22 protein-coding genes are annotated in these 25887 nt (G+C 70.7%); 8 read left to right on the forward strand and 14 right to left on the reverse strand.

Features of this window, described 5'->3' with window-relative positions:
- Window positions 1–487: 487 nt before the first annotated feature.
- Together ABZ354_RS22720 and ABZ354_RS22725 are read right to left on the reverse strand one after the other, a co-directional pair.
- Window positions 488–1789 (reverse strand): MFS transporter, encoded by a 1302-nt coding sequence (locus ABZ354_RS22720; protein WP_358659482.1) that lies wholly within the window; start codon window positions 1787–1789, stop codon window positions 488–490.
- Window positions 1786–2457 (reverse strand): GntR family transcriptional regulator, encoded by a 672-nt coding sequence (locus tag ABZ354_RS22725; protein ID WP_358659484.1) that lies wholly within the window; start codon window positions 2455–2457, stop codon window positions 1786–1788. Before ABZ354_RS22725 ends, ABZ354_RS22720 begins: the two co-directional genes overlap by 4 nt.
- A gap of 274 nt (window positions 2458–2731) precedes the next feature.
- Between ABZ354_RS22725 and ABZ354_RS22730 the strand changes: the two genes are divergently transcribed.
- Window positions 2732–3634: a D-alanyl-D-alanine carboxypeptidase gene (locus ABZ354_RS22730; protein ID WP_358659486.1), complete on the forward strand. Its 903-nt coding sequence runs from the start codon at window positions 2732–2734 to the stop codon at window positions 3632–3634.
- Window positions 3635–3718: 84 nt separating this feature from the next.
- Here the strand turns inward: ABZ354_RS22730 and ABZ354_RS22735 are convergent, their stop codons facing one another.
- Window positions 3719–4543, reverse strand: coding sequence for a maleylpyruvate isomerase family mycothiol-dependent enzyme (locus ABZ354_RS22735; RefSeq protein ID WP_358659488.1), 825 nt, complete (start codon window positions 4541–4543; stop codon window positions 3719–3721).
- 233 nt (window positions 4544–4776) lie between these two features.
- Here ABZ354_RS22735 and ABZ354_RS22740 point away from each other — a divergent pair, with 233 nt between their 5' ends.
- Together ABZ354_RS22740 and ABZ354_RS22745 are read left to right on the forward strand one after the other, a co-directional pair.
- On the forward strand, window positions 4777–5574 hold the full coding sequence (locus ABZ354_RS22740) for a carbon-nitrogen family hydrolase (protein WP_358659490.1): 798 nt from the start codon (window positions 4777–4779) through the stop codon (window positions 5572–5574).
- A gap of 105 nt (window positions 5575–5679) precedes the next feature.
- Entirely contained in the window at window positions 5680–7497 is a 1818-nt protein-coding gene (locus ABZ354_RS22745) for an NHL domain-containing thioredoxin family protein (RefSeq protein WP_358659491.1), read from the forward strand.
- An 81-nt stretch (window positions 7498–7578) separates the two neighbouring features.
- On the opposite strand, the gene ABZ354_RS22750 is transcribed toward ABZ354_RS22745, so the two are convergent.
- From ABZ354_RS22750 to ABZ354_RS22760, 3 genes are all read right to left on the reverse strand, one after another.
- Entirely contained in the window at window positions 7579–7830 is a 252-nt protein-coding gene (locus ABZ354_RS22750) for a DUF6458 family protein (RefSeq protein WP_358659493.1), read from the reverse strand.
- Window positions 7831–7972: 142 nt separating this feature from the next.
- Window positions 7973–9277 (reverse strand): M18 family aminopeptidase, encoded by a 1305-nt coding sequence (locus ABZ354_RS22755; protein ID WP_358659495.1) that lies wholly within the window; start codon window positions 9275–9277, stop codon window positions 7973–7975.
- A 156-nt stretch (window positions 9278–9433) separates the two neighbouring features.
- Window positions 9434–11260 (reverse strand): acyl-CoA dehydrogenase, encoded by a 1827-nt coding sequence (locus ABZ354_RS22760; protein ID WP_358659497.1) that lies wholly within the window; start codon window positions 11258–11260, stop codon window positions 9434–9436.
- Between the two features lie 144 nt (window positions 11261–11404).
- Here ABZ354_RS22760 and ABZ354_RS22765 point away from each other — a divergent pair, with 144 nt between their 5' ends.
- Window positions 11405–11875, forward strand: a complete 471-nt coding sequence (locus tag ABZ354_RS22765) for an SseB family protein (protein ID WP_358659499.1) — start codon at window positions 11405–11407, stop codon at window positions 11873–11875.
- A gap of 190 nt (window positions 11876–12065) precedes the next feature.
- Window positions 12066–13055 carry a pirin family protein gene (locus ABZ354_RS22770; RefSeq protein WP_358659501.1) on the forward strand — a complete coding sequence of 330 codons (990 nt, stop codon included), beginning with the start codon at window positions 12066–12068 and terminating at the stop codon, window positions 13053–13055.
- A gap of 100 nt (window positions 13056–13155) precedes the next feature.
- Here ABZ354_RS22770 and ABZ354_RS22775 read toward each other — a convergent pair whose 3' ends face one another.
- Window positions 13156–15450, reverse strand: coding sequence for a SpoIIE family protein phosphatase (locus ABZ354_RS22775; RefSeq protein ID WP_358659503.1), 2295 nt, complete (start codon window positions 15448–15450; stop codon window positions 13156–13158).
- A 172-nt stretch (window positions 15451–15622) separates the two neighbouring features.
- Between ABZ354_RS22775 and aspS the strand changes: the two genes are divergently transcribed.
- Complete coding sequence (gene aspS, locus ABZ354_RS22780; protein WP_358659505.1) at window positions 15623–17386, forward strand: aspartate--tRNA ligase; 1764 nt, start codon at window positions 15623–15625, stop codon at window positions 17384–17386.
- A 138-nt stretch (window positions 17387–17524) separates the two neighbouring features.
- Here the strand turns inward: aspS and ABZ354_RS22785 are convergent, their stop codons facing one another.
- The 3 genes from ABZ354_RS22785 to ABZ354_RS22795 form a co-directional block, all read right to left on the reverse strand.
- Window positions 17525–17722, reverse strand: a complete 198-nt coding sequence (locus ABZ354_RS22785) for a hypothetical protein (RefSeq protein ID WP_358659507.1) — start codon at window positions 17720–17722, stop codon at window positions 17525–17527.
- 211 nt (window positions 17723–17933) lie between these two features.
- Window positions 17934–18794, reverse strand: a complete 861-nt coding sequence (locus ABZ354_RS22790) for a helix-turn-helix domain-containing protein (protein ID WP_358659509.1) — start codon at window positions 18792–18794, stop codon at window positions 17934–17936.
- A gap of 139 nt (window positions 18795–18933) precedes the next feature.
- Window positions 18934–19479, reverse strand: a complete 546-nt coding sequence (locus ABZ354_RS22795) for an ATP-binding protein (protein WP_358659511.1) — start codon at window positions 19477–19479, stop codon at window positions 18934–18936.
- A gap of 158 nt (window positions 19480–19637) precedes the next feature.
- Between ABZ354_RS22795 and ABZ354_RS22800 the strand changes: the two genes are divergently transcribed.
- Together ABZ354_RS22800 and ABZ354_RS22805 are read left to right on the forward strand one after the other, a co-directional pair.
- On the forward strand, window positions 19638–20510 hold the full coding sequence (locus ABZ354_RS22800; RefSeq protein ID WP_358659513.1) for a helix-turn-helix transcriptional regulator: 873 nt from the start codon (window positions 19638–19640) through the stop codon (window positions 20508–20510).
- Window positions 20507–20719 (forward strand): DUF397 domain-containing protein, encoded by a 213-nt coding sequence (locus tag ABZ354_RS22805; protein ID WP_358659515.1) that lies wholly within the window; start codon window positions 20507–20509, stop codon window positions 20717–20719. The genes ABZ354_RS22800 and ABZ354_RS22805 overlap by 4 nt, the downstream gene beginning before the upstream one ends.
- Window positions 20720–20848: 129 nt before the next feature.
- On the opposite strand, the gene ABZ354_RS22810 is transcribed toward ABZ354_RS22805, so the two are convergent.
- The 4 genes from ABZ354_RS22810 to ABZ354_RS22825 all read right to left on the reverse strand — a co-directional run bounded on the left by ABZ354_RS22810 (window position 20849) and on the right by ABZ354_RS22825 (window position 25784).
- On the reverse strand, window positions 20849–21217 hold the full coding sequence (locus ABZ354_RS22810; RefSeq protein ID WP_358659517.1) for a hypothetical protein: 369 nt from the start codon (window positions 21215–21217) through the stop codon (window positions 20849–20851).
- Window positions 21218–21339: 122 nt separating this feature from the next.
- Window positions 21340–21705 (reverse strand): PH domain-containing protein, encoded by a 366-nt coding sequence (locus ABZ354_RS22815; protein ID WP_358659519.1) that lies wholly within the window; start codon window positions 21703–21705, stop codon window positions 21340–21342.
- Between the two features lie 171 nt (window positions 21706–21876).
- Window positions 21877–23601 (reverse strand): methionine--tRNA ligase, encoded by a 1725-nt coding sequence (gene metG / locus ABZ354_RS22820; RefSeq protein ID WP_358659521.1) that lies wholly within the window; start codon window positions 23599–23601, stop codon window positions 21877–21879.
- A 203-nt stretch (window positions 23602–23804) separates the two neighbouring features.
- On the reverse strand, window positions 23805–25784 hold the full coding sequence (locus ABZ354_RS22825) for a VWA domain-containing protein (protein WP_358659522.1): 1980 nt from the start codon (window positions 25782–25784) through the stop codon (window positions 23805–23807).
- Between the last annotated feature and the right edge of the window lie 103 nt (window positions 25785–25887).

Raw genomic sequence — 25887 nt, forward strand, 5'->3', positions numbered from 1 at the left:
GTTGCCAACGCTCCGCGTTGACGCCCTCCTCCGCCTTGCAGCCGCACGCACCAGACCCCGCTCGGGTCGGCTGCGAAGCACCGCGTCTTACAGCCAATCTGATCCAAACGACAGACCCTGGCCCGGCCCCGGGAACGCCACACGCGGTGGTCGCGCACTTCACGGGGGGTGCGCGACTGCCGCCGGCCTGCGCCTGAGCCGTGCGCGGCCGCGGCACGCACGACAGCCACCCCTTCCGTCACGCCGCTCGGACTCACACCGGTCACGTCGCTCGGACCGGACCGGCCATGCGGGTCACGTGCGTCATGCCGGACCGCCTCACGCCGCTCATGCCGCCGGACCGGCCATGCGGGTCACGTGCGTCATGCCGGACCGCCTCACGCCGCTCGCGCCGCCGGACCAGCCATGCGGGCCGCGTCCGTCCGTCATGCCGGGACCGGCTCCTGTCGTTTCGCGTCGGCCCCGTCCGTCACGCCGGTCCTGTCCGTCACGCCGGCACGTGCACCGTCTCCACCCGGCTCGCCACCAGCCGCTCACGTTCCCTGCGTGCCGCGCGCCCGCGCAGCCGCAGGATCTGGGTCACGCCGAGGGCCTGAAGGACGAACACCGCCGAGAAGGCCACCGTGTAGTCGTCGCCCGTCGCGTCCAGCAGGACACCGACGGCGAACAGGGTCGTCATGGAGGCGACGAAGCCGCCCATGTTGGTGATGCCGGACGCCGTCCCCTGCCGCTCCGGAGGATTGGCCGGCCGCGCGAAGTCGAAGCCGATCATCGACGCCGGGCCGCACGCCCCGAGTACCGTGCACAGCACGACCAGCAGCCACATCGGGGCGCGGTCGGCCGGGTAGGCGAGCGTCGCCGCCCACAGCAGGGCCGTCGTCCCCACCGTGCCCAGCGCCAGCGGCAGCCGGGCCTCGTGGCGCCGGGCGACGATCTGGCCGTAGACCAGGCCGAAGGCCATGTTGCACAGGACGACCAGGGTGAGGAGTTCGCCCGCGGTGGCGCGCGACAGGCCCTGCGCCTCCACCAGGAACGGCATGCCCCACAGCAGCAGGAACACCATCGCCGGGAACTGCGTCGTGAAGTGCACCCACAGACCGAGCCGGGTGCCCGGCTCCCGCCAGGAGGCGGCGATCTGGCGGCGTACGTAGGACGGGCCCCGGTACGGGAGCGCCTCGGGCTCGTGGCCCTCGGGGTGGTCCCTGAGGAACAGCAGGAGCAGCACCAGGACGACGACGCCGGCCAGCGCGCTGCCCGCGAACGCCGTGGTCCACCCCAGGCCGTGCAGCAGCCGCGCGATGACCAGCGTCGAGACGAGGTTGCCCGCCATGCCGACGAGACCGGCGAGCTGTGCGACCAGCGGACCGCGCCGGGCCGGGAACCAGCGCCCGCCGAGCCGCAGTACGGCGATGAACGTCATGGCGTCGCCGCACCCCAGCAGCGCGCGCGAGGCCAGCGCCGTGCCGTAGGAGGGGGAGAGGGCGAACCCGAGCTGGCCGGCCGTGAACAGGACGACGCCGATGGTCAGTACCCGCCTGGTGCCGAGCCGGTCGACCAGGAGGCCGACGGGTATCTGCATGCCGGCGTAGACCAGCAGCTGGAGTATCGAGAACGTCGACAGGGCGGAGGCGTTCACGTGGAAGCGGTCGACCGCGTCCAGTCCGGCCACGCCCAGGGACGTACGGAAGATGACGGCGACGAAGTAGACCGAGACGCCCGTGCCCCAGACGGCCAGCGCGCGCCGGCCGCCCGGCGGGTCGCCCGGCAGGGTCACCGGCGGCGAGCTCACCGGACCTCCCCGCGCGCCAGGTGCGAGAACCAGCCGACGTGCCGGCGGACGACGGCGACGGCCGCGTCCGCGTCCCCCGAACGCAGCGCATCAAGGATCTCCGCGTGCTCGGCGAGGGTCTTGGCGATGCGGTCGGGGTGTGAGTGCATCACGGCGACGCCCATGCGCAGCTGGCGGTCGCGGAGCTGGTCGTAGAGGCGGGAGAGGATCTCGTTGCCGCCGCTGCGGACGATCGCGGCGTGGAAGCAGCGGTCGGTGACGGCGGCACCGGCGAAGTCACCGGCGGCGGCCTGCTCCCTCTGCCGGGCGAGCAGGTCCTCCAGCCGCTCCAGGAGAGCGGGCGGCGCGGGTACGGCCTTGCGCGCCGCGTGCTCCTCGACGAGCAGCCGGGTTTCCACGACGTCCGCGATCTCCTGTGCGGAGACGGGCAGGACCAGGGCGCCCTTCTTCGGGTAGAGCTTGATCAGCCCCTCGACCTCCAGCCGCAGCAGAGCCTCGCGCACCGGGGTGCGGGAGACTCCGACGGCCTCGGCGAGCTCACCCTCGGTGAGCAGGAGGCCGCCCTCGTACCGGCGGTCGAGGACACCCTGCTTGACGTGGGCGTAGACGCGGTCGGCGGCGGGTGCCTGCTTCACGGGCTTCACGTGTTTCACGGCCAGGCTGCTCATGTCGACAGGATAGATACAACACGGTCGCCCGGCTGGAGTGGTCCACCATGCGGACCCGCCCGGCTCCCCGGCTCCCCGGCTCCCGCCCGGCTCCCGCCCGCTCCCGCCCGGCTCCCGCCCGTCCGGCTGGCGGCCGGCCGGCGGCCGGAAAAATGTTGCCGAAGGCGGGCAACCATGAGCGCTCTTCGGATGTCTCACTCGTGCGGCCGCTCCGTCTCCCATCCCTCTGCGCGGCCGCTGACCAGGGGCATTCACACCAATCGGGGTATGACACTTGAAAACTGGCATCAAGGGCATTCGTGTGCGCAGGGCCTTCGCCGCGGGTCTCGCCGGCGGAGCGATGGTCGTGGGCGGAGCCCTCGGCGCGGCGCCCGCGCAGGCCGCCACCACCCCCGGCATCGTCGCTGCGGGCGGGTACGCCATGGACAACTCGAACGCCAAGACGCTGTACTCGAAGGCGGCGGACACCCGGCGTTCCACCGGCTCCACGACCAAGATCATGACCGCGAAGGTCGTGCTCGCGCAGCCGAACCTCAACCTGGACACCAAGGTCACCATCCAGATGGCCTACAGCGACTACATCGTCTCGAAGAACGCCTCGTCCGCCCACCTGATCGTCGGCGACAAGGTGACCGTCCGCCAGCTGCTGTACGGCCTGATGCTGCCGTCCGGCTGCGACGCCGCGTACGCCCTGGCCGACAAGTTCGGCTCGGGCACGACGCGGTCGGCGCGCGTGAAGTCGTTCATCGGCAAGATGAACTCCGCCGCGAAGAGCCTGGGCCTGACGAACACGCACTTCGACTCGTTCGACGGCATCGGCAACGGCTCCAACTACTCGACGCCGCGCGACCTGACGAAGCTCGCCGGCAGCGCGATGAAGAGCAGCACGTTCCGCACGATCGTCAAGACCAGGTCGTACACGGCCAAGACGACCACCAAGTCCGGCTCCACGCGCACCATGGCGCCGTGGAACAACACCAACACCCTGCTCGGCAGCTACAGCGGCACCATCGGCGTGAAGACCGGCTCCGGCTCGGTGTCCAAGTACTGCCTGGTCTTCGCCGCCACCCGCAACGGCAGGACGGTCATCGGCACGGTTCTCGCCTCGTCGTCCTCGGCGCAGCGCGCGAAGGACGCGACGAAGATCCTGAATTACGGCTTCAGCAGGCTCGGCTGAGCCCAGGACACGAAGCGCGAGGGGCCGCCGGTGCTGAACCGGCGGCCCCCTCGTCGTCCCACCCCGTCCGTCACGGGGTCACCGCTACTGCGTGACCGCGAAGTTCCGCAGGATCGCCGCCGTCAGCCGCGGGTCGCCGTCCGCCTTCACGCGGTCCGCGACGGCCTCCGGCGTCACCCGGCCGCAGGCCAGCCGGACGTACGTCTCCCAGTCGAGGGTGAGGCTCGCGGCCGGTCCCAGCGCCGGCGCCGTCTCCAGGGTGCCGCGGCCCTGGATGTCCACGCGGATCGTGCGCAGGAACTCGATCGGGCCGTGCACGTCGAAGACGACGGCCGAACTGCGCGGCGCGTTCGCCGTCTCGGCGACGATCCGGGGCAGCTCGGAGAGCAGGACGTCACGGGCGACCTGCGCGCCCGCGGAGTCCAGGTTGCCCGGGCGGCCGAGAGCCATGCGCAGGTCCTGCTCGTGCACCCACACGTTGAACGCGTGGTTGCGCATGGACTCCTCCAGCGTCAGCTCCGCGCCCAGCGGGCCGCGCACCTTCGCGCCGGGCTGCCGCGACTCGTTCCGCAGCTGGCGGTTGCGGCGGATGATCGTGTACTCCAGCTCGGACGTCATCTCCGGCGCCGTGTGGTGGCGGCGGACGTCGACCTGCATCTCCATGTAGCGCTGGTGGTCGTTCGTCACGTGGAACAGGTCGCGCGGCAGCGTGTGGATGGGACGCGGGTCGCCGAGCATCTCGTTGTCCAGGCCGATGACGTGCGACACCACGTCGCGGATGGACCAGCCGGGGCAGGGGGTACGGCCGTTCCACTCGCCCTCGACAAGGGGCTGCACCAGCTCGGCTATCGCTTCGACGGACTGGGTCCAGGCATCGGCGTAGGGCTGGAGGGTGGGATGCAGACTCACGGAACGGGACCCCTCGGCGGTCGGTACACGGGCAGGTTGTGGCGGCGGTGCCAATGGGCGGTGCCAATGGGAGGCGGCTGCTGTCGGCGGCTTTCTGGACCGTCCCCCAGGTTCGCGGCTGCGCTCGAAATGGGGGGACCCCCAAGTTACGCTGCTCCGAGGCACCCCGGCAGTGCTTTCGTGTGACGATCGTAGGCCCGAGTGGACGGCTCGAATGCCAGGACGGTGGTAGTGTGCGCGCCTCTTTGCTTCAGATTTCCGTAGACGAGGGCGAATCGGTCGATTCGCGTCGGCAGCGGGTTGCCGCGATGGTACGCGCCCAGGCCGGTGCCGATCTCGTCGTCCTGCCGGAGCTGTGGACCACCGGCGCCTTCGCCTACGAGGCCTTCGGCAGCGAGGCCGAGCCACTCCACGGGCCGACGTACGAGGTGATGGCGAAGGCCGCGAGCGACGCGGGCGTGTGGCTGCACGCGGGCTCGATCCCCGAGCGCGACCCCGACGGGCCGCTCTACAACACGTCTCTCGTCTTCTCTCCCTCCGGTGAACCGGCCGCCGCCTACCGCAAGATCCACCGCTTCGGCTTCGACAAGGGCGAGGCCGTCCTGATGGGCGCGGGGCGGGACCTGGTGACCGTCCGTCTGCCGGACACGACGATCGGCGTGGCGACCTGCTACGACCTCCGTTTCCCCGAGCTCTTCCGCGGTCTCGTCGACGCCGGCGCCGATACCCTCGTCGTCCCGGCGGGATGGCCGGAGCGCCGCCGGGCGCACTGGACGCTGCTGGCTCAGGCGCGGGCGGTGGAGAACCAGGCGTTCGTGCTCGCCTGTGGAACGGCCGGGACGCACGCCGGAGTTCCGCAGGCGGGTCACTCGATCGTGGTCGACCCGTGGGGCGACGTGCTGGCGCAGGCCGGCGCCGGCGAGGAGGTCCTCACGGTGGAGTTCGACCCGGGGAAGGTCGCGGCGACACGGGAGCAGTTCCCGGCGCTGAAGGACAGGATGCTGGGCCTGGAGCCCCCGCGCCGGCCCTGAGAGCCCTCGCGCGCAAGGACCCCACGGGCGCCGACGGCCCTCCTGACGCCGCCCCCGAGGCCCCCCGGCCCCCGGTTCCCGGTGCCGGATGTCACCCTTGACCACATGAACCACTCCGCACCCCGACGCGCCCGCGTCCGTGCCCCCGAGCTGACCGGCAAGGGCGGCTGGCTGAACACGGGCGGGAAGCAGTACAGCCTCGCCGACCTGCGGGGACGCATCGTCGTCCTGGATTTCTGGACCTTCTGCTGCGTCAACTGCCTGCATGTCGTCGACGAGCTCCGGGAGCTGGAGGAGAAGCACCGGGACACCCTCGTCGTCATCGGCGTGCACTCGCCGAAGTTCGTGCACGAGGCCGACCACCGGGCGGTGGTGGACGCCGTCGAGCGCTACGGGGTGGAGCATCCGGTACTGGACGATCCGGAGCTGGCGACCTGGAAGCAGTACGCCGTGCGGGCCTGGCCCACGCTGGTGGTGATCGATCCCGAGGGGTACGTCGTCGCCCAGCACGCCGGGGAAGGACACGTGCACGCGATCGAGCGGCTCGTGACGGAACTGGAGGCCGAGCACGCCGCCAAGGGGACGCTGCGGCGCGGCGACGGGCCGTACGTGGCGCCGGAGCCCGAGCCGACCGTGCTGCGCTTCCCCGGCCGGGCTCTGCTGCTGCCCTCGGGAAACTTCCTGGTCAGTGACACCACCCGGCACCAGCTGGTGGAGCTGGCGGCCGACGGCGAGAGCGTGGTGCGGCGGATCGGTTCCGGCGCGCGGGGCTTTCTGGACGGCGCGGCCGGGGCGGCGGCCTTCAGCGAGCCGCAGGGGCTCGCGCTGCTGGAGGACGGGGCGGTCGTCGTGGCCGACACCGTCAACCACGCCCTGCGGCGGCTCGACCTGCCGTCCGGCGAGGTGACCACCCTGGCGGGCACGGGGCGGCAGTGGATGCAGGGGGACGACACCTCCGGGCCCGCGCGCGAGGTCAGTCTGTCCTCGCCCTGGGACGTGGCCCTGTGGCGCGGCGGGGTGTGGATCGCGATGGCTGGCGTGCACCAGTTGTGGGCGTACGACCCGGTGGCGGGCACCGTCGCCGTCACGGCCGGGACGACCAACGAGGGGCTGGTGGACGGGCCGGGCGGCGAGGCCTGGTTCGCGCAGCCGTCCGGGCTGGCGGCGACGCCCGAGCGGCTCTGGCTCGCCGACTCCGAGACGTCCGCGCTGCGGTGGGTGGACCCGGACGGGACGGTGCACACCGCCGTCGGCACCGGGCTGTTCGACTTCGGGCACCGTGACGGCGCGGCCGGGCAGGCGCTGCTCCAGCACCCGTTGGGCGTCACCGCGCTGCCCGACGGATCGGTCGCCGTCTGCGACACGTACAACCACGCCCTGCGCCGCTACGACCCCGCGACCGGCGACGTCACCACGCTCGCCACGGATCTGCGCGAGCCGAGCGATGCCGTCCTCGTCGGTGACGAGATCGTGGTCGTGGAGTCGGCGCGGCACCGGCTGACCCGGCTGCGGCTGCCGGAGGAGGCGGTACGGGTGGAGGGTGTCGCCCACCGGACGAGGCGCGCGTCGACCGACGTCGCGCCGGGCCGGCTCCGGCTGGAGGTGATCTTCGAGGCTCCGGCCGGCCAGAAGCTCGACACCCGGTACGGGCCGTCGACGCGCCTGCTCGTGTCGGCCACCCCGCCCGGGCTGCTGCTGGCCGGGGAGGGCGCGGGCACGGATCTAGCGCGCGAACTGGCCCTGGACCCGGCTGTCGGCGAGGGGGTGTTGCACGTCTCCGCCATGGCCGCGTCCTGCGACGACGATCCCGGGAACGAGTATCCGGCCTGCCACGTGCACCAGCAGGACTGGGGTGTCCCGGTCCGCCTCACCGAGGGCGGGGCGGACCGGCTGCCCCTGGTCCTCGCGGGCATGGACGCGTGACGGGCCACCCGCCCGGACCACGTAAGCGTGGATGTCCGGGATGTGTCAGTCCGGCCTGTCCGTCGTGGACGGGCGCAGCGGTCACAGACCGTAGCCGTCGGTGTGGCCGTCCCGGTGGTGGTGGGGAGCCTGGCCGTCCACGACGGGGGTCGCGGGCGGAACCACCACCCGGCGGCGCCGGTAGATGCTGCTGAAGGTCGTCACGCCGATCAGGCCGACGATCATGAAGATCACGCCGACCAGGTTGACGTTGACTCCCTGCATGTCCCAGTCGGTCGCGAATGTGAGGATGGCTCCCACGGCGATGAGGATGATGCATCCGCCGAGGCCCATGATGTCGCCTCCCTGTCCGGTCCGGTGCGACCGGTCGTTCCGGCCTTCCGGTGTATCGGTTCACGACCGGGTACCCGGAGCGGCAACGCCCATGCGCCGTCACGCCACTTGACGTGACGCCAGGCCCGTGCGGCCGGCCCGTTCAGCCCTCCAGGAACGCCGTCAGCGCCCTGGTCAGCAGCAACGGGTCGTCCGCGCCGCACAGTTCGCGCGCGCTGTGCATCGACAGGATGGCCACGCCGATGTCGACGGTGCGGATGCCGTGCCGGGCCGCCGTGATGGGGCCGATGGTCGTGCCGCAGGGCATCGCGTTGTTGGACACGAACGACTGGAAGGGGACGCCCGCCTTCTCGCACGCCGCGGCGAACACCGCGCGGCCCGAACCGTCCGTGGCGTAGCGGTTGTTGACGTTGACCTTGAGGATGGGGCCGCCGTTGACGCGCGGGTGGTGGGTGGGGTCGTGCCGCTCGGCGTAGTTGGGGTGCACGGCGTGGCCCGTGTCGGAGGAGAGGCAGACGGTGCCCGCGAGGGCGCGGGCCCGGTCCTCGAAGGAGCCGCCGCGCGCGAAGACAGAACGTTCCAGCACGGTGCCGAGCAGCGGCCCGTCCGCGCCGGTGTCCGACTGGGAGCCGTTCTCCTCGTGGTCGAAGGCGGCGAGGACGGGGATGTACGGCAGACCGGTGCCCGGTGCCGCGGTGGCCGCGGCCGCCAGGGCGGCCGTACCGGCGTGCACGGACAGCAGGTTGTCCATGCGGGGGCCGGCGACGAGTTCGCGGTCGCGGCCCAGGTAGGCGGGGGGCTCCACGGAGTGGACCATCAGGTCCCAGCCGGTGACGTCGCCCTCGGGCAGGCCCGCCGTCTCCTCCAGGAAGGAGATCAGGTCGCCGTCGCGCACGTCGTGCCCGAGGCCCCAGACGGGCTGCAGGTGGCGCTGCTTGTCGAGCTTGAGGCCCTCGGCGGACACGGAGCGGTCCAGGTGGATGGCGAGCTGCGGGACGCGCAGCAGCGGCCGGTCCACGTTCACCAGGCGGGTCGAGCCGTCCCGCAGGGTGAGGCGTCCGGCGAGCCCGAGGTCGCGGTCGAGCCAGGAGTTCATCAGGGGCCCGCCGTAGATCTCCACGGCGACCTGGCGCCAGCCGTGCGCCCCGGTGTCGGGCTGCGGCTTGACCCGCAGGTTGGGGGAGTCGGTGTGGGCCCCGACGATGCGGAACGGGGTGTGGGGGGCGGCGCCCTCGGGGACGTACCAGGCGATGATCGCGCCACCGCGCAGCACGTACTTGCCGCCGCTCGTGCCGTCCCAGGCGTCCGTCTCGACGACCTGCCGGAAGCCGGCCTTCTCCAGCCGTTCGGCGGCGTTCGCCACGGCGTGGTACGGCGACGGACTCGCCGCCAGGAAGGTCATGAGGTCGTCGGTGTGGCCGCGGTCGGGGCGGAGGGCTTCGCTCATGGGTTCACCTTAACGACGGTCCACGGCCCGCCCCCCTTGCGGGAGGCGACAGCCGAGGGGGCCCGCTCCCCCTTGCGGGAGCAGACGGTCGAGGGCCCGCTTCCCTTGCGGGAGGCGGGCCCTCGACCACGGGCGGGGGACGGGACGGGGACGAGACTAGAACGCGTTCTCGTCCAGCTCCATGAGGCCGAGCTCGACGCCCTCGGCGACCTTGCGGGCGAGGGTGACGCCCGGCAGGACGTTCGCGGCGAAGAACCTCGCGGCGGCGATCTTGCCGGTGTAGAAGGCCTTGTCCTTGGCGGAGGCCGTCGGCAGCTTCTCGGCGGCGATGGCGGCGCCCTTGAGCAGCAGGTAGCCGACGACCACGTCCCCGGAGGCCATCAGCAGGCCCGTGGTGTTGAGGCCGACCTTGTAGATGTTCTTGACGTCCTGCTCGGTGGCGGCGAGGTCGGTGAGCATCAGGCCGACGATGGCCTCCAGCTCGACGGCGGCCTTGGCGAGGTGCTCGCGGGCGCCGGCCAGCTCCTCCCCGCCGGTGCCGAGCGCGAGGAACTTCTTGATGTCCTCGGCGAGGGAGTTCAGCGCGGCGCCCTGGTTGCGGACGATCTTCCGGAAGAAGAAGTCCTGGCCCTGGATGGCCGTGGTGCCCTCGTAGAGGGTGTCGATCTTGGCGTCCCGGATGTACTGCTCGATCGGGTACTCCTGCAGGAAGCCGGAGCCGCCGAAGGTCTGCAGGGACTGGGCGAGCTGCTCGTAGGCCTTCTCGGAGCCGTAGCCCTTGACGATCGGCAGGAGCAGGTCGTTGAGGGCGTGCTCGGTGGAGGCGTCCTCGCCGGCGGACTCCTTGACCTGGATCTCGTCCTGGACGGAGGCGGTGTACATCACGAGGGCGCGCATGCCCTCGGCGTAGGCCTTCTGCGTCATGAGCGAGCGCCGCACGTCGGGGTGGTGCGTGATGGTGACCTTGGGCGCCGTCTTGTCCATGAAGTTGGCCAGGTCGGGGCCCTGGACGCGCTCCTTGGCGTACTCCAGCGCGTTGAGGTAGCCGGTGGAGAGGGTGGAGATGGCCTTCGTGCCGACCATCATCCGCGCGAACTCGATGATCCGGAACATCTGGCGGATGCCGTCGTGCTTGTCGCCGATCAGCCAGCCCTTGGCGGGGTGCTGGTCGCCGAACGTCATCTCGCACGTGTTGGAGGCTTTCAGACCCATCTTGTGCTCGACGTTCGTGGCGTAGACGCCGTTGCGCGCGCCCAGCTCGCCGGTCTCGAAGTCGAACTCGTACTTCGGGACGAGGAAGAGGGACAGGCCCTTGGTGCCGGGGCCGGCGCCCTCGGGGCGCGCGAGCACGTAGTGGAGGATGTTCTCCGACATGTCGTGCTCACCCGAGGTGATGAAGCGCTTGACGCCCTCGATGTGCCAGGAGCCGTCCTCCTGCTGCACGGCCCTGGTGCGGCCGGCGCCGACGTCCGAGCCGGCGTCCGGCTCGGTGAGGACCATGGTGGAGCCCCACTGCCGCGCGACGGCGATCTCCGCGATGTGCTTCTGGACGTCGTTGCCCTCGTCGAAGAGGATGCCGGCGAAGGCCGGGCCGGAGGAGTACATCCACACGGCCGGGTTGGCGCCCAGGATCAGTTCCGCGTACGCCCAGATCAGGGAGCGGGGCGAGGTGGTGCCGCCGATCTCCTCGGGCAGGCCCAGACGCCAGTACTCGGAGTCCATGAAGGCCTGGTAGCTCTTCTTGAAGGACGCCGGGACGGGAGCGGTGTGGGTCTCCGGGTCGAAGACGGGCGGGTTGCGGTCGGCGTCCGCGAAGGACTCGGCCAGCTCGTTCTCCGAGAGGCGGGTCAGCTCCTCCAGGACGCTCTTGGCGGTCTCGACGTCCATCTCCTCGAACGGACCGGTGCCGTAGACCTTGTCGCGTCCCAGTACCTCGAAGAGGTTGAACTCGATGTCGCGGAGATTCGACTTGTAGTGCCCCATGGCGACGGCTCCGTTAGAGAGATCGGCGAGGCACTGACTCCTCGCGCCTAATTCACGTACCAACAAGTAGCTACGATGATGCTACCCGTCGGTAATAAGAAGCAACCCCGATTGGGTCATCTGTGACTCAGTACTCTTGCGGGCATGTACGGCTATGACCAGACCGCGGGACCGCAGGCGCAGTACACGTCGCCGCCGCAGCAGCCCATGGCCGGCGGCGGATACGGGCAGCAGGCTCCGGCGTATCCCGAGCCGTCCCCGCCCTCGCTGACGGACGCGGTGCGGGCGTTCACGACCGGCCAGATGTCCGCGGAGGACTTCCAGCAGGCCTTCGCGACCTCGAAGGTCTACTGCCCGCGCGGCGACAACCCGGGGTTCCTCGCGCTGCACAACACGCAGCAGCCGGTGATTCCGATGTTCACCACGCTCAAGGAGCTGCGCCGGTACGCGGGCAAGGAGTCCAAGTACTTCGTGATCACCGGCGCCGAGGTGCTCGACCTGTTGCCGACCGGCTACGGCTTCGTCCTCGACATGGAGGGTGAGCACCGGATCGTCTTCGACGCCAAGGCCGTGGAGCAGATGGTCGACTTCGCGATGCGGCGTATGTACGGTTGATCAGCTTTACGGCTGATCGGCGGCTGAGCCGGCCGGCGCGCGGTGCGCGCGGCTGACGGCGGGCCGTGCTCGCGGCCGCGCGGTGCCTCTCAGTGCGACCCGGAGGGAATGCCCTCCGGGTTTTCTCTGTTTGGGGTGGCAGGAAGTTCAATACTCAACTAAAGTGAGCGCACACGAGGAGGTACCGACCATGCCTGCAGTGACCGTCGAGAACCCTTTGACGCTGCCCCGCGTGAGCGCGCCGGCCGACGCCGTGGCACGTCCCGTGCTCACCGTCACGACCGCGCCGAGCGGACTCGAAGGCGAGGGCTTCCCGGTGCGCCGGACGTTCGCCGGGATCAACTACCGCCATCTCGACCCGTTCATCATGATGGACCAGATGGGCGAGGTGGACTACGCGCCGGGCGAGCCGAAGGGCACCCCCTGGCATCCCCACCGCGGGTTCGAGACCGTCACCTACATCATCGACGGGATCTTCGACCACCAGGACAGCAACGGCGGTGGCGGCACCATCACCAACGGCGACACCCAGTGGATGACGGCGGGCGCCGGCCTGCTGCACATCGAGGCGCCGCCCGAGCACCTGGTCATGTCCGGCGGCCTCTTCCACGGCCTCCAGCTGTGGGTGAACCTCCCCGCCAGGGACAAGATGATGACCCCGAGATACCAGGACATCCGGGGCGGCCAGGTACAGCTGCTCACCTCCCCCGACGGCGGCGCGCTGCTGCGCGTCATCGCCGGTGAGCTGGACGGCCACCAGGGCCCCGGTATCACCCACACCCCGATCACGATGATCCATGCGACGCTCGCGCCGGGCGCGGAGATCACCCTGCCCTGGCGGGAGGACTTCAACGGCCTGGCCTACGTCCTCGCCGGACGGGGCAGCGCCGGCACGGACCGACGCCCGATCCGTCTCGGCCAGACCGCGGTCTTCGGCGCCGGGTCCTCGCTGACCGTCCGCGCGGACGAGAAGCAGGACGCGCACGCGCCCGATCTGGAGGTCGTCCTGCTCGGCGGGCAGCCCATCCGGGAGCCCATGGCGCACTACGGGCCCTTCGTGATGAACACCAAGGAAGAGCTCCAGCAGGCCTTCGAGGACTTCCGGCGGGGCCGACTGGGGTCGATCCCGGCCGTGCACGGGATGGCGGCGGAGGAGCCGGGGGAGCCGGAGCAGGCCTGAGGACGGTGCGTCGGCTTCGGCCGGAATGATCGGCGGGACGCGTGCGCGCCGGTGATCTTCCCGCCCTCTCCGCGCGTGCCGTCTGCGACCACTCGCGCCGTTACGCCTCGGTCGGCGGACTTGCGTCGACCGGGGCGCCCGGGCCGTCGGCGGGCCGGGGGCCGGTCGTGAGTCCCTCTGCCATACGGCCCTCCGCCGTGCGACCCTCTGCCATACGGTCCCCTGCCGTGCGACCGGCGGCCATACGGCCCTCTGTCGCGCGGCTGTCTGCAGTGCGGCCGTCGGACTCGTGGAGCTCGAACCAGATGCTCTTGCCCTGGCCGCGTGGCTCCACGCCCCACGCGTGCGCCAGCACCTCGATCAGCAGCAGGCCGCGTCCGGAGGACGCCAGCTCGCCGGGGCGGCGCAGGTGCGGCAGGTTGTCGCTGGAGTCGGTCACCTCGATGCGGATCCGCCGACGGCCCGTCTCACCGGAGATCTCCGCGAGCATCAGGGCGTCGTTGTCGGTGTGCACGAGGACGTTGGTGAGCATCTCCGACAGCAGCAGGACGGCGGAGTCCACCTGTTCCGGACAGGCCCAGTCGTGCAGCAGCTCGCGCAGTTGCTGCCGCCCGGCGGCGATCCGCTCGGGCTCGGCCTGCGCGACGGTCAGCATCGTGCGGCGGATCCGGTGCGGCACGATCGTGGCCGTGCTGCCGCAGCCGCAGCCGTCCCCCGGGCGGCACAGCAGCATCAGCGCGATGTCGTCCTCCCGCCGGTCGGTCAGCGGGCCGGTGGTGTAGTGCGAGGACGGCCCGTGCACCGCGTGCACGAGGGCGTCGGCGAGCTCCTCCAGGTCGCCGTCGTGGTCCTCCAGGATCGCGCGCAGCCGCTGCCAGCCCGTCTCCAGGTCGTGGCCGCCGGTCTCGATCAGACCGTCGGTGCACACCATCAGAGTCTCGTCGGGCTCCAGCACGAGTCGCGTCGTCGGATAGTCGGCGTCCGGGTCGATGCCGAGCGGCAGTCCGCCCGATGTCGTCCGGGTCAGCACCGTGCCGTCCGCCATGCGGATCACCGGGTCGTGGTGGCCGGCGCGGGCGACCTCCAGTACGGCGGTCACCGGGTCGACCTCGACGTACAGGCAGGTCGCGAAGCGCAGGTCGGAGGGGTCCCCCTCGGGGTACGCGATGCCGTTCAGGAAGCGGGAGGCGCGGGACAGGACGGCGTCGGGGCGGTGACCCTCGGAGGCGTAGGCACGCAGGGCTATGCGCAGCTGGCCCATCAGGCCGGCGGCCCGTACGTCGTGCCCCTGCACGTCGCCGATGACGAGCGCGAACCGTCCGCTGGGCAGCGGTATGACGTCGTACCAGTCGCCGCCGACCTGGAGGCCGCCGCCGGTGGGGACGTAGCGGGCGGTGACGAGCATGCCGGGGATGCGCTCCCCTCCGAGACGGGGCAGCATCGAGCGCTGGAGACCGTCGGTCAGGGCCCGCACGCTGTCGGCGGCGCCCGCCCGGGACAGGGCCTGCGCCAGCATGCGGGCCACCGTGGTCAGCACGGACCGCTCGTCGGGCGTGAACGCGACCGGATACGTGAAGGCCGCCATCCAGGCGCCCATCGTCTTGCCGCCCGAGATCAGCGGCAGGAATGCCCAGGAGCGGCGGCCGAAGCGCTCCGCCAGTGGCCAGGTCAGCGGGTAGCGGGACCTGTACTGCCCGGGCGAGGACAGATACACGGCGCGGCCGGTGCGGACCACTTCGCTCGCCGGGTAGTCCGTGTCCAGCGACATCTCCGTGAACGGCCCCTCCGCGCCGAGCTGGTGCCCGTGGTGGCCGATGATCGACAACCGGTCGCCCTCGACGCCGAACACGGCGAGGCCGTCCGGTGAGAAACCCGGCATGGACAGGTTGGCCGCGACGCGCAGCACCTCCTGCGTAGAGCGGGCCTCGGCCAGCGCGCGGCCCGCGTCCAGCAGGAACGCCTCCCGCGAGCGCCGCCAGTCGCCGGTGACCGTGCTTCGCCCGGCCGAGGTGCCGGGTGCGGGATCGGTGACCTCCTGGAGGGTGCCGATCACCTCGTAGCTCCGGCGGACGCGGTCGAAGGACGGCTTGGAGCGGCTGCGTACGACGCGTACGACCCGGCCCTGCTCGTCCATGATGCGGATGCGGACTTCGGCGACGGTGCCCTCGACGCTCGCGAGCTGGATGACGCCGATGGTCTCGTTCCAGTCGACGGGGTGCAGCCGGGACCGTACCTGGCCCTCCGTGAGACTGACCGGCTCGGCGGGCAGGCCGAGCAGCCGGGCGGCCTCGGCGTCGGCCGAGACCAGCCCGGTGGCGGTGTCCCAGTGCCACACCCCGGTGGCCAGGGCGGCGAGGACCTCGCCCACGGCGGGCAGGGGCTCACCAGTGCGCATTGCCCCACTTTAGGAAGATGTGCACGAAAGCCGCCACCGTAGGGGCGGACCGCACGGGTATCACGGGCTGGGAATGGTGGGGTGGCGATCATGGGGTGCCCGGTAGGCTGGGGGTGTTTCACGTGAAACGTGCCCCACATGCCCCCGATCCGCGAAGACTGGATGAACGACGATGCATCGGTACAGGTCCCACACCTGCGGCGAGCTCCGCGCCTCTGACGTCGGCACCGACGTCCGGCTGAGTGGCTGGCTGCACAATCGGCGCGACCTGGGCGGCATCCTCTTCATCGATCTGCGTGATCACTACGGCATCACGCAGCTCGTCGCCCGTCCCGGCACCGCCGCGTACGAGGCCCTCGACAAGCTGACCAAGGAGTCGACGGTCCGCGTCGACGGCAAGGTCGTCTCGCGCGGCGCCGAGAACGTGAACCCGGAGCTCTCCACCGGTGAGATCGAGGTCGAGGTGGGCGAGGTCGAGCTGCTCGGCGCCGCCCTGCCGCTGCCCTTCACGATCAACGCCGAGGACGGGGTCAACGAGGAGCGGCGCCTGGAGTACCGCTTCCTCGACCTGCGCCGCGAGCGCATGCACCGCAACATCCTGCTGCGTACCTCGGTCATCTCGGCGATCCGCCACAAGATGACGGCGCTGGGCTTCAACGAGATGGCCACGCCGATCCTGTCCGCGACGTCCCCCGAGGGCGCCCGCGACTTCGTCGTCCCCTCCCGCCTGAACCCCGGCAAGTTCTACGCCCTCCCCCAGGCGCCGCAGCAGTTCAAGCAGCTGCTGATGATCTCCGGCTTCGACCGCTACTTCCAGATCGCGCCCTGCTTCCGCGACGAGGACGCGCGTGCCGACCGCTCGCCGGGCGAGTTCTACCAGCTCGACGTCGAGATGAGCTTCGTCGAGCAGGAAGACGTGTTCCGGCCCATCGAGAAGCTCATGACGGAGCTGTTCGAGGAGTTGGGGAACGGCCGTCACGTGACGTCCCCCTTCCCGCGCATCCCGTTCCGCGAAGCTATGCTCAAGTACGGCTCCGACAAGCCGGACCTGCGCGCCCAGCTGGAGCTGGTGGACATCACCGACGTCTTCAAAGGCTCGGAGTTCAAGGCCTTCGCGGGCAAGCACGTGCGTGCCCTTGCGGTCCCGGACGTCTCCGCCCAGCCCCGCAAGTTCTTCGACCAGCTCGGTGACTACGCGGTCTCGCAGGGCGCGAAGGGACTGGCCTGGGTCCGCGTCGCCGAGGACGGCTCGCTGTCCGGCCCGATCGCGAAGTTCCTGACGGAGGAGAACGTCGCGGAGCTGACGAAGCGCCTGTCCCTGTCGGCCGGCCACGCGGTGTTCTTCGGCGCGGGCGAGTTTGACGAGGTCTCCAAGATCATGGGCGCGGTGCGGGTGGAAGCCGCGAAGCGCGCCGGGCACTTCGAGGAGAACGTCTTCCGCTTCTGCTGGATCGTCGACTTCCCGATGTACGAGAAGGACGAGGACACCGGGAAAATCGACTTCTCGCACAACCCCTTCTCGATGCCGCAGGGCGGACTTGAGGCCCTGGAGACCCAGGATCCGCTGGACATCCTGGGCTGGCAGTACGACATCGTCTGCAACGGCGTCGAGCTGTCCTCCGGCGCGATCCGGAACCACGAGCCGGACATCATGCTCAAGGCCTTCGAGATCGCCGGCTACGACCGCGAGACCGTCGAGGAGCAGTTCGCCGGGATGCTGCGCGCGTTCCGCTTCGGCGCCCCGCCGCACGGCGGCATCGCCCCCGGCGTCGACCGCATCGTCATGCTGCTGGCCGACGAGCCCAACATCCGCGAAACGATCGCCTTCCCGCTCAACGGCAACGCCCAGGACCTGATGATGGGCGCGCCGACCGAGCTGGACGAGACGCGGTTGCGGGAACTTCACCTTTCGGTGCGCAAGCCGCAGCCGAAGTAGGTCGCGTAGCCGCAAGGGGCCGGGAACCGCGGAGCGGTTCCCGGCCCCTTGCGGTGTGCCGGGCTCGATGAGAGAGGAAGGGGGCGGGCGCCGAACGTGCGGTCTCCTCCGCTCCGAAGGCGTACTCCCATCTCCAGCTCAACCGCGCACTGCCTTCATTGGGTCGTCCAGTACGGCGGTCAGCTCCCGCAGAGCGTGCCCGGCGATCGCGGAGTTTGGGTCCTCCAGCCTGCCCCGCGCGTGGGCGTAGCGGGTGGACAGGTCGGGGCGGCGGGCGATCTCGATGGCTCTGGCCCACAGGAGACCCAGCTCCGCACCGGGCTGAGGGACTGCCACTCCACGGCTCTGGCGAAGGCCTCGTCCTTGGTGGCCTGCATCTCATCCAGCCGGCCCGGCGCCACGACGGCGAGCGCGGCGCGCAGTGCGTCGGGCGTCTGATCGGGGCGGGGAATCAGCGCGCGTCCGTGGTCCGGCACTGTGCTCATGGTGTCCTCCCGGAGTACCGATGCCAGGGTAACCGGGGCGGGCGGCAGGGACGTCCGGGTACTCATGCGGCCTGTGCGTGGTCGGGGTGGCAGCGGGGGCAGTGGCCGGGGGCCGGGGCGCGGAAGGCTCTGTCGCAGCCGTCGCAGTTCTGGAGGGGGTGGCGGACCGGCGGGGGCCCGGTACGGGGGCGGAACGGGGGCGGAGGCGGCAGCTGGGCGGTGAGGCGGTGGGCCAGGAACGCCGCCGGGCGGATCAACGGGTCCGGGAGGTCCGCCGTCAGCGCGTGGCGTACGGCGGTGGGGGGGATCTCGCGTTCCAGCCAGGCGGCGACACCCGGGGCGAGGTGTTCGGTGTCCGTGGCGGACAGGAGGAGGCGGGGGTCGTGGCGGCGCAGGCCGGCGAGGACGTCGACGGCCGCCCGGAGCAGGTCCGGCGCGGGGATCGCGGGTCGTGGTACGGCGGGGAGGCTCTTGCGGCGCGGTGGCTTCTCCTCGGGCGTGCGCCGGGCGGGCCGGGGGGAGGCGGTTTCCCGGGCGGCGCGGTGGCCGGGCCGGTTGCAGGAGACCGTGCGGGTGACGATCCGGCCCGTGGCGACGCGCTCGCGGGTGCGTCGCAGGTAGCCGTGGTGTTCCAGTTCGCGCAGGGCCGCGGCGATGCGGGTCGGGCCCTCGGGGAAGCGGGCCGAGAGGGACTTGATGTCGACCGCGGTGCCGGGGCGGACGGACTGGATGTAGCAGCCGAGGCCGATGGCGAGCAGGGACAGCTCACGGTGCTGGGCCAGGTGGTTGCCGATCACCGTGAAGTTCTCGGTGTGCCGCACGTGTTCGTGGGTCACACCTGCGGAAGGCCGCCCGAGAGGGTGGTTTACGTCCCTGGCACGGGACGCGGCGGGCATGTGCACGTTAGGATTTTCGGTGTCCATCGGGAAGGTCCTGCTTCCTCGGTGGTCAGGCCCTCGCACTGGGATGCCAGTCCCGGCGAGGGCCGTCGCATGTCTGGAGTTGGGTCGCACTGAGCGTAAGCCAGACAACCGGTCCCAAATCCAGCCCAGTTGGGCATATTCACTCGCGGGAGTGAGTTCGCCCGGCGGGAGGGAGGGGTGGGGCTTGGTCGGGTGCTTTGTCCTCAGTGGGTGGTTCATGGGGAGCGCAGGTCGCACCGGAGACTGGACTTCGAGGCTCCGGTGACCTCTGCGCCGAGAGGGCGAGTTCGGCCCAGACCGTCTTGCGGGGCGGCGGGCCCTGGATCACCCCCCAGCGGTCGGCGAGCGCGGCCACGAGGGCCATGCCCCGGCCTGCCTCGTCGGCCGGGCCCGCGTCGTGGAGTTGCGGGCTCCGGTCACCGCGTGTGTCGGTCACCTCGATGCGGAGGTTCCCGCCGACGGCGTGAAGCAGGAGCTGGAAGTTCCGGCCCGGTACGCGTCCGTGCGTGGCGGCGTTGTTCGCCAGCTCGGCGACGACCAGCGCGGCCGGGTCCAACGGCAGGCCCCAGGCGCGTAGTTGTTCCGTGGCCAGCAGGCGGGCCAGGCGGGCGCCCCGGCGGGTCGGCGACAGCAGCACGCAGAACTGGGGGGCGGGGCTGTCGGATGGGACGAGTTTCGGATTCACGTCACAGAGCGTGGCCGAATATGCGTACCGTGAGGAGTAATTGCACGGTTGCGTACGGTGATCGTCCGCGCGTTGTCCGGCGCTGTCCGGGCTTGTCGGGCGGGTGCGTACGGGTAGGGCGTGGCTGGTACGAAGCGGTACGACGGAGGGGTGCGGGCATGTCGGTGGACGGCGAGGTACGGCTCAGGACGGAGGCGGACGAGCCGGGGTGGGAGGTGGATCCGGACGACGAGTGGGGCGTGGCCGTAGTCGCGACGGTGGGACGGCAGTTGAAGCTGCGACGCGAGGCCGTCGGCATGCGTGCGCCCGACTTCGGCAAGGCCGTGGGGTACGGCGAGGACCTGGTCTACAAGATCGAGAGCGGCAAGCGGATTCCCCGGCCGGAGTATCTGGACAAGGCGGACGAACTGCTGGACGCGGGTGGGCTGCTCGCCGCGATGAAGGAGGACGTGGCGAAGGTCCGGTATCCGAAGAAGGTGCGGGACCTGGCGCAGGTGGAAGCGCGGGCGGTCGAGATCGGGGTGTACGTGTGCCACAGCATTAGTGGGCTGTTGCAGACGCCTGGACATGCCAGGGCGGCTTTTGAATCACGGCAACCGCCCTATTCAGAAGAAGAGGTAGAGCGGATGGTCGCTGCTCGCGTGGCCCGGCAATCGATCTTCGATCGCGACCCCGCTCCTGCACTCAGCTTTGTCCTGGAAGAGGCGCCTCTCCGTCGGCCGCTCGGCGGCACAATGGTGTGGCGGCAGCAGCTCGAACGTCTGTTGCAGGTGGGGCGGATGCGTAACGTCGCACTCCAGGTGATGCCGACGCATCGTGAGACCCATCCAGGCCTGGACGGCAAGATCGAGGTGTTGAAGTTCGAGGACGGTACGGCTGTGGGGCGATCTGATGGCGCGTTCAACGGGCGGCCGATCTCCGATCCGAGGCAGCTCCGCATCCTTGAGCTGCGGTATGGCACCATCCGGGCGCAGGCCCTCCCGCCGGGGGAGTCGCTGGCCTTCATCGAGCAACTGCTGGGAGAGACATGAGTCGCAAGGCTTCCGCCGGGGATGCCTCCGAGCTGGCGTGGTTCAAGAGCAGCTACAGCGATGGCAACGAGGGCGACTCCTGCGTGGAAGTCGCCGCCACCCCCGGCACCGTCCACGTCCGTGATTCCAAGTACCGCGATGCAAGCCCCCGGCTTGCGCTGGCGCCGGAGGCGTGGGCGGGCTTCGTGGCCTACGCGTCCGGGAGCTGAGCCGTCAATGACATGCCCCGCACCTGGTGGTCACCGGGGGCGGGGCATGCCGTACTGGGTCGGAACAAGGCGCCGGGCCGACCGGGAGCGGAGTTGATCACTCCGGTCGTGCGTCGGCCGAGCGTGAGCCTACGAAGCCAGGTCGTCCTCGGTGAACAGGTCCTCCGCCCGCTCTACCGTGACGGAGCGGTCGAGCCAGGTGTTGACGCGGTCGAGGTCGGTGCAGCCGATGATGCGGTCGCGGACGTCGTCCGGGACGGGGAGGCCCCGTACTTCGAGGACGCGCAGGATGCCCTTGGCTTCCCCCCTGGCTTCCCCCCTGGCTTCGCCCTCGGCCACACCCTCCAGGTACTTCTCCTCGAACATCGTGCCGCGCCCCGGGAAGTGGGTGATGACGTCTCGCATCAACTTCCTCCAGTTCTCCTTGGTCGGGGTGGAGTCCAGGCCGACTTCCACCACCTCGATCCAGTACCTCGTGATGTCCGGCTCGAAGGACATGAGTCCGCGGGCAACCGTCTCCAGTATGGCGGCTGCCCCGCGGCTTTCGCTGTGAACGATGGCTGAGAGCACCGCCAGTGCTTCACTCGTTCGGGTGTCCGGCCCGGCTGCGGACGTCCGGGTCAGCGGGCCACGAACTGGGTGAGGATCGCCTGGACCTCGTAGATGTCGACGCCCTTGGTGAAGGTCTTCTGGATCGGGGCCGCGCCGCCGGACAGCCAGATCTTCAGCTCGGCGTCGAGGTCGAACGTGCCGGCCGTCTCCACCGCGAAGTGCGTGATGCTGCGGTACGGGATGGAGTGGTACTCGGTCTTCTTGCCGGTGATGCCCTGCTTGTCGACCAGGATCAGACGCCGGTCGGTGAACAGGATGGTGTCGCGGATCAGCAGGTAGGCGGCGTGGACCTGCTCACCGTGGCCGAGCAGGCGCGCGTACTCCTGCTGCGCCTGGCCCGGGTCGATGCTGTGCGCGTTGCCGAACAGTGCCATGGATGATTCCCCCCACGCGGTACGAAAGCGTGCGCCGTGCCGGGCTCCCCGCCCGGCACCGGCGCACATGATCTTTGCAATGTACACGGCGGGCCGGGAGGGTCGGGCTGCTCGTCCGGACTGTTGCCGACCTGGAGAAAACCGGCGTCACCGCGGGCGTCGCGGGCAGGCCTACTCCGGTTCGCCGCCGAAACGCTCCTTGTACGCGGTCAGGTCGTCGTCCGTGAGCTTGGCGAACAGGACCGGCGGGACCGTGAAGGGGGTGCCGGGCGGGACGGACGTCAGGGAGCGGGCCTCCTCCGGGGTGACCCAGGGCGCCGTGTCGTCCGGCAGGGTGAAGGCCGTGCGCATCACCGATGCCGAGGACGGGATGAAGGGCTCCGAGACGACCGCGTAGAGGTGGATCAGGTTCATCGCCGTCCGCAGGGTCAGGGCGGCGGCGTCCTTGTCCGTCTTGATCTCCAGCCAGGGCGCCTTCTCCTCCAGGTAGGAGTTGCCCGCCGACCACAGGGCGCGCAGGGCCGACGCCGCCTTGCGGAACTGGAGGGCCTCCATCTGGGCCTCGTACTCCGAGAGCAGACGGGCGATTTCCTCGCCGAGGCGGGTCTCCGCCTCGCCGGGGGTACCGCCCGCCGGAGCCTCCTCGCCGAAGCGCTTCTTCGAGAAGGACAGGACGCGGTTGACGAAGTTGCCCAGGGTGTCGGCCAGGTCCTTGTTGACCGTGGCCGTGAAGTGCTCCCAGGTGAAGGACGAGTCGTCCGACTCCGGGGCGTTGGCGATCAGGAAGTAGCGCCAGTAGTCGGCGGGGAGGATGTCGAGGGCCTGGTCCGTGAAGACGCCCCGCTTCTGGCTGGTGGAGAACTTTCCGCCGTAGTACGTCAGCCAGTTGAACGCCTTGACGTAGTCGACCTTCTTCCACGGCTCGCGCACGCCCAGCTGCGTGGCCGGGAACATCACCGTGTGGAAGGGGACGTTGTCCTTCGCCATGAACTCCGTGTAGCGGACCGGGCTGTCGCCGGCGTCCGCCTCGTACCACCAGGACTTCCAGTCCCTGTTCTCCGGGTCCTGGTCCGCCCACTCCTTCGTCGCGCCGATGTACTCGATCGGCGCGTCGAACCACACGTAGAAGACCTTGCCCTCGGCCGCCAGGTCCGGCCAGGTGTCCGCCGGGACCGGGACGCCCCAGTCGAGGTCACGGGTGATCGCACGGTCGTGCAGGCCCTCGGTCAGCCACTTGCGGGCGATCGACGCGGCCAGGTGCGGCCACTCCTGCTCATGGGCGGCCACCCACTCCTCGACCTCGTGCTGCAGCTTGGACTGGAGGAGGAAAAGGTGCTTCGTTTCCCGCACCTCCAGGTCCGTGGAACCGGAGATCGCGCTGCGCGGGTCCACCAGGTCCGTCGGGTCCAGGACACGGGTGCAGTTCTCGCACTGGTCGCCGCGGGCCTTGTCGTAGCCGCAGTGCGGGCACGTGCCCTCGACGTAGCGGTCCGGGAGGAAGCGGCCGTCGGCGGGGCTGTAGACCTGGCGGATGGCGCGCTCTTCGATGAACCCGTTCTCCTGGAGCTTGCGGGCGAAGTGCTGGGTGATCTCGACGTTCTGCGGGGAGGAGCTGCGGCCGAAGTAGTCGAAGGCCAGCGCGAAGCCGTCGTACACCGCCTTCTGCGCGTCGTGCGCCTGCGCGCAGAAGACGTCCACCGGGAGGCCCTGCTCCTTGGCCGCCAGTTCCGCCGGGGTGCCGTGCTCGTCCGTCGCGCAGATGTACAGGACGTCGTGGCCGCGCAGGCGCAGATACCGCGAGTACACGTCCGCCGGGAGCATGGACCCCACCATGTTGCCCAGGTGCTTGATCCCGTTGATGTAGGGAAGGGCGCTGGTGATGAGGTGTCGAGCCATGGCGTGGCTGCTCCCGAGTCGGTTGTTTACGAACCTTGAAATCGTAGCCGAGATGGGTGGGCCGCCCGTCTTCCCATGTGCGGGGCGGAAGGCGGGCGGCCCGGGAGTGACTGGTGCCCGGTGCCCTGGAGAGGGGCGGGCGGGCTGCGATCAGGGGTTATGGGCGCACGAGCTTTGTGTGGACGTTACGGACATCGCAGACGTCACGGGCGCCAGGATGCCAGTACTGCCTCGTACAGCTCCTTGTCGGTGAGCTCCAGCGGGGTCTCGCCGGCGAGGAAGTACGCCGTGTTCGGGGTCTTCAGCTTGCGGAGGTAGTCGAAGGCCTTGTTGTCCGGGTCACCGAAGGCCACGAAGGAGAAGAAGACGGACGGGTGGCTCTTGGCCGCGGCCGTGAGGGCCTGGGTGGCGGGAGTCTTCGCGTCGGGGGCGCCGTCCGTCTGGAAGATCACCAGGGCCGGGGTGCCCGTGGCGGTCTTGTCGTGCGTGGCGAGGACCTCCTCGACGGCGACGTGGTAGCTGGTGCGGCCCATGCGGCCGAGCTCCGCGTGCAGCGTGTCGATCTTGTTCTCGTGGTCGGGGAGGGTCAGCTCGCCGGTGCCGTCCACGTCCGTGGAGAAGAAGGTGACGTGGACCTTCGCGTCGAGGCCGCTCGGGTCGAGGTGGGCCGCCAGGGCCAGGGTCTGCTCGGCGAGCGCCTGCGCGGAGCCGTCCTTGTAGTACGGGCGCATGGAAGCGGAGCGGTCGAGGACGAGGTAGACCTTGGCGCGGGCGCCGGTGAGGTCGCCGGCCGCGAGGGTGGTGGCTGCGGCGGCGTAGGCGGTGGTGAGGGTGGAGGGGAGGCCGGCGGGGGGCTTCGACTTGGCCTTGGGGCCGGACTTGGCCTTGACGCCGGACTTGGCCTTGGCGCCAGTTTTCGGTTTGGCGGCAGCCTTGGGCTTGGCGGCGGCCTTGGGCTCGGCGTCAGCCTTGGGCTGGGCTTCCGGCAGCTCGGCCTCGGCTTCGCCGTCGGCCTCGTCCGTGTTCCCAACCGCACCACCAGTGCGGGTGACGTCGTCGGGTGCCGGTGGCCCCTGGGGGGCGTCCTCGCCGTCGGCGGGCGCGGGGCCGGTGGCCTCCGGGGCGGCCTCCGGAGTGACCCGGGCCGGCTCGGTCTCCGCGGGCTCGGCTTCCGCTTCCGGGTCGGCCTGCGTCGGCGCGTCGGCCTCCGGCTCGTCAGAGGGGGCGGGGGCGGCCGGCTCCTGCGCCGCGGCCGGCTCCTGCGCCGGCTCCGAAACCGCTTCCGGGTCCGGGGTCGCTTCCGGCTCCGGGTCCTGGGTCGCGTCGGCCACCGGGGCCGCGGGCTCGGACGTCTCCTCGGCCTCGGCCACCGGCTTCTCGGCCTCGGCCACCGGCTCGTCGGCCTGCGGAGTCTCTGCCGTCGCGGGTGCCTCCGGCTCGCTGACCTTTTCCGCGGCCTGGGCGTCGGCAGCAGAGGGGTCCTCCGCAGCCGGGGTCTCGTCCGCCTCCGGGGCCTCGGCCTCGTCGGCGTCCTCCACCACGGCGGCCGTCTCAGGCTCGGACGTCTCCTTGGCCTCGGGGGCCGGCTTGGCCTCGGGGAGGTCCTCAGCGCCGGGGGCGTTCTCCGCCACCGGCGTTTCGTCGGCCACCGGCTCCTCGGCCGGCGACGCTTCCTCCGTCGCCGGTTCCCCGGGCTGCGAGGCGTCCTCGGCCGCCGGGGTGTCCTCTGCAACCGGCGCGTCCTCCACGACCGGCGTTTCGTCGGCCACCGAGTCCTCTGCGGGCGAGGCGTCCTCCGCGACCGGCGTTTCGTCGGCCACCGGCGCGTCCTCCGTCGACTTCGCCGGTGCAGGCACCGTCACGTTGTCGAAGGCCGCCGCGACCAGGTCGTGGCCGATCGGGGGCGAGTCCGTGGAGGCCGTGGAGCCCGTGGAGCCCGTGCGGGCGGACGACTGGGGTGGAATCTTGGGTTCCGGGGCGGTGGCCTCGGATTTCGAGGCCGCGGCCGACGACTCCGCAGCCGTGGTCGTGGACCCGGATGCCGTCGGGTCCGTGGTCGCCGAGTGTGACCTCGTCGGTGTCGGATTCGAGGGTGTCGCCTCCGGCGCAGCACCCTCCGCCTCGGTGGTCCGTGCTTTGCGTGACCGGCCGAACGCGTTCCGCAGGAGAGTGAGAATGCCCATGTGCGCAACCCTTCGCGTGAGTTGATGCCGTCAATCCCTGGCCAGGACGGACACGTAAGGTTAGCGGCCTTCCGCGGTGATCTTCGGTTGGGCCCGGGGTGCG

It is taken from the genome of Streptomyces sp. NPDC005925 (genome assembly GCF_040638805.1).
Lineage (GTDB): Bacteria > Actinomycetota > Actinomycetes > Streptomycetales > Streptomycetaceae > Streptomyces.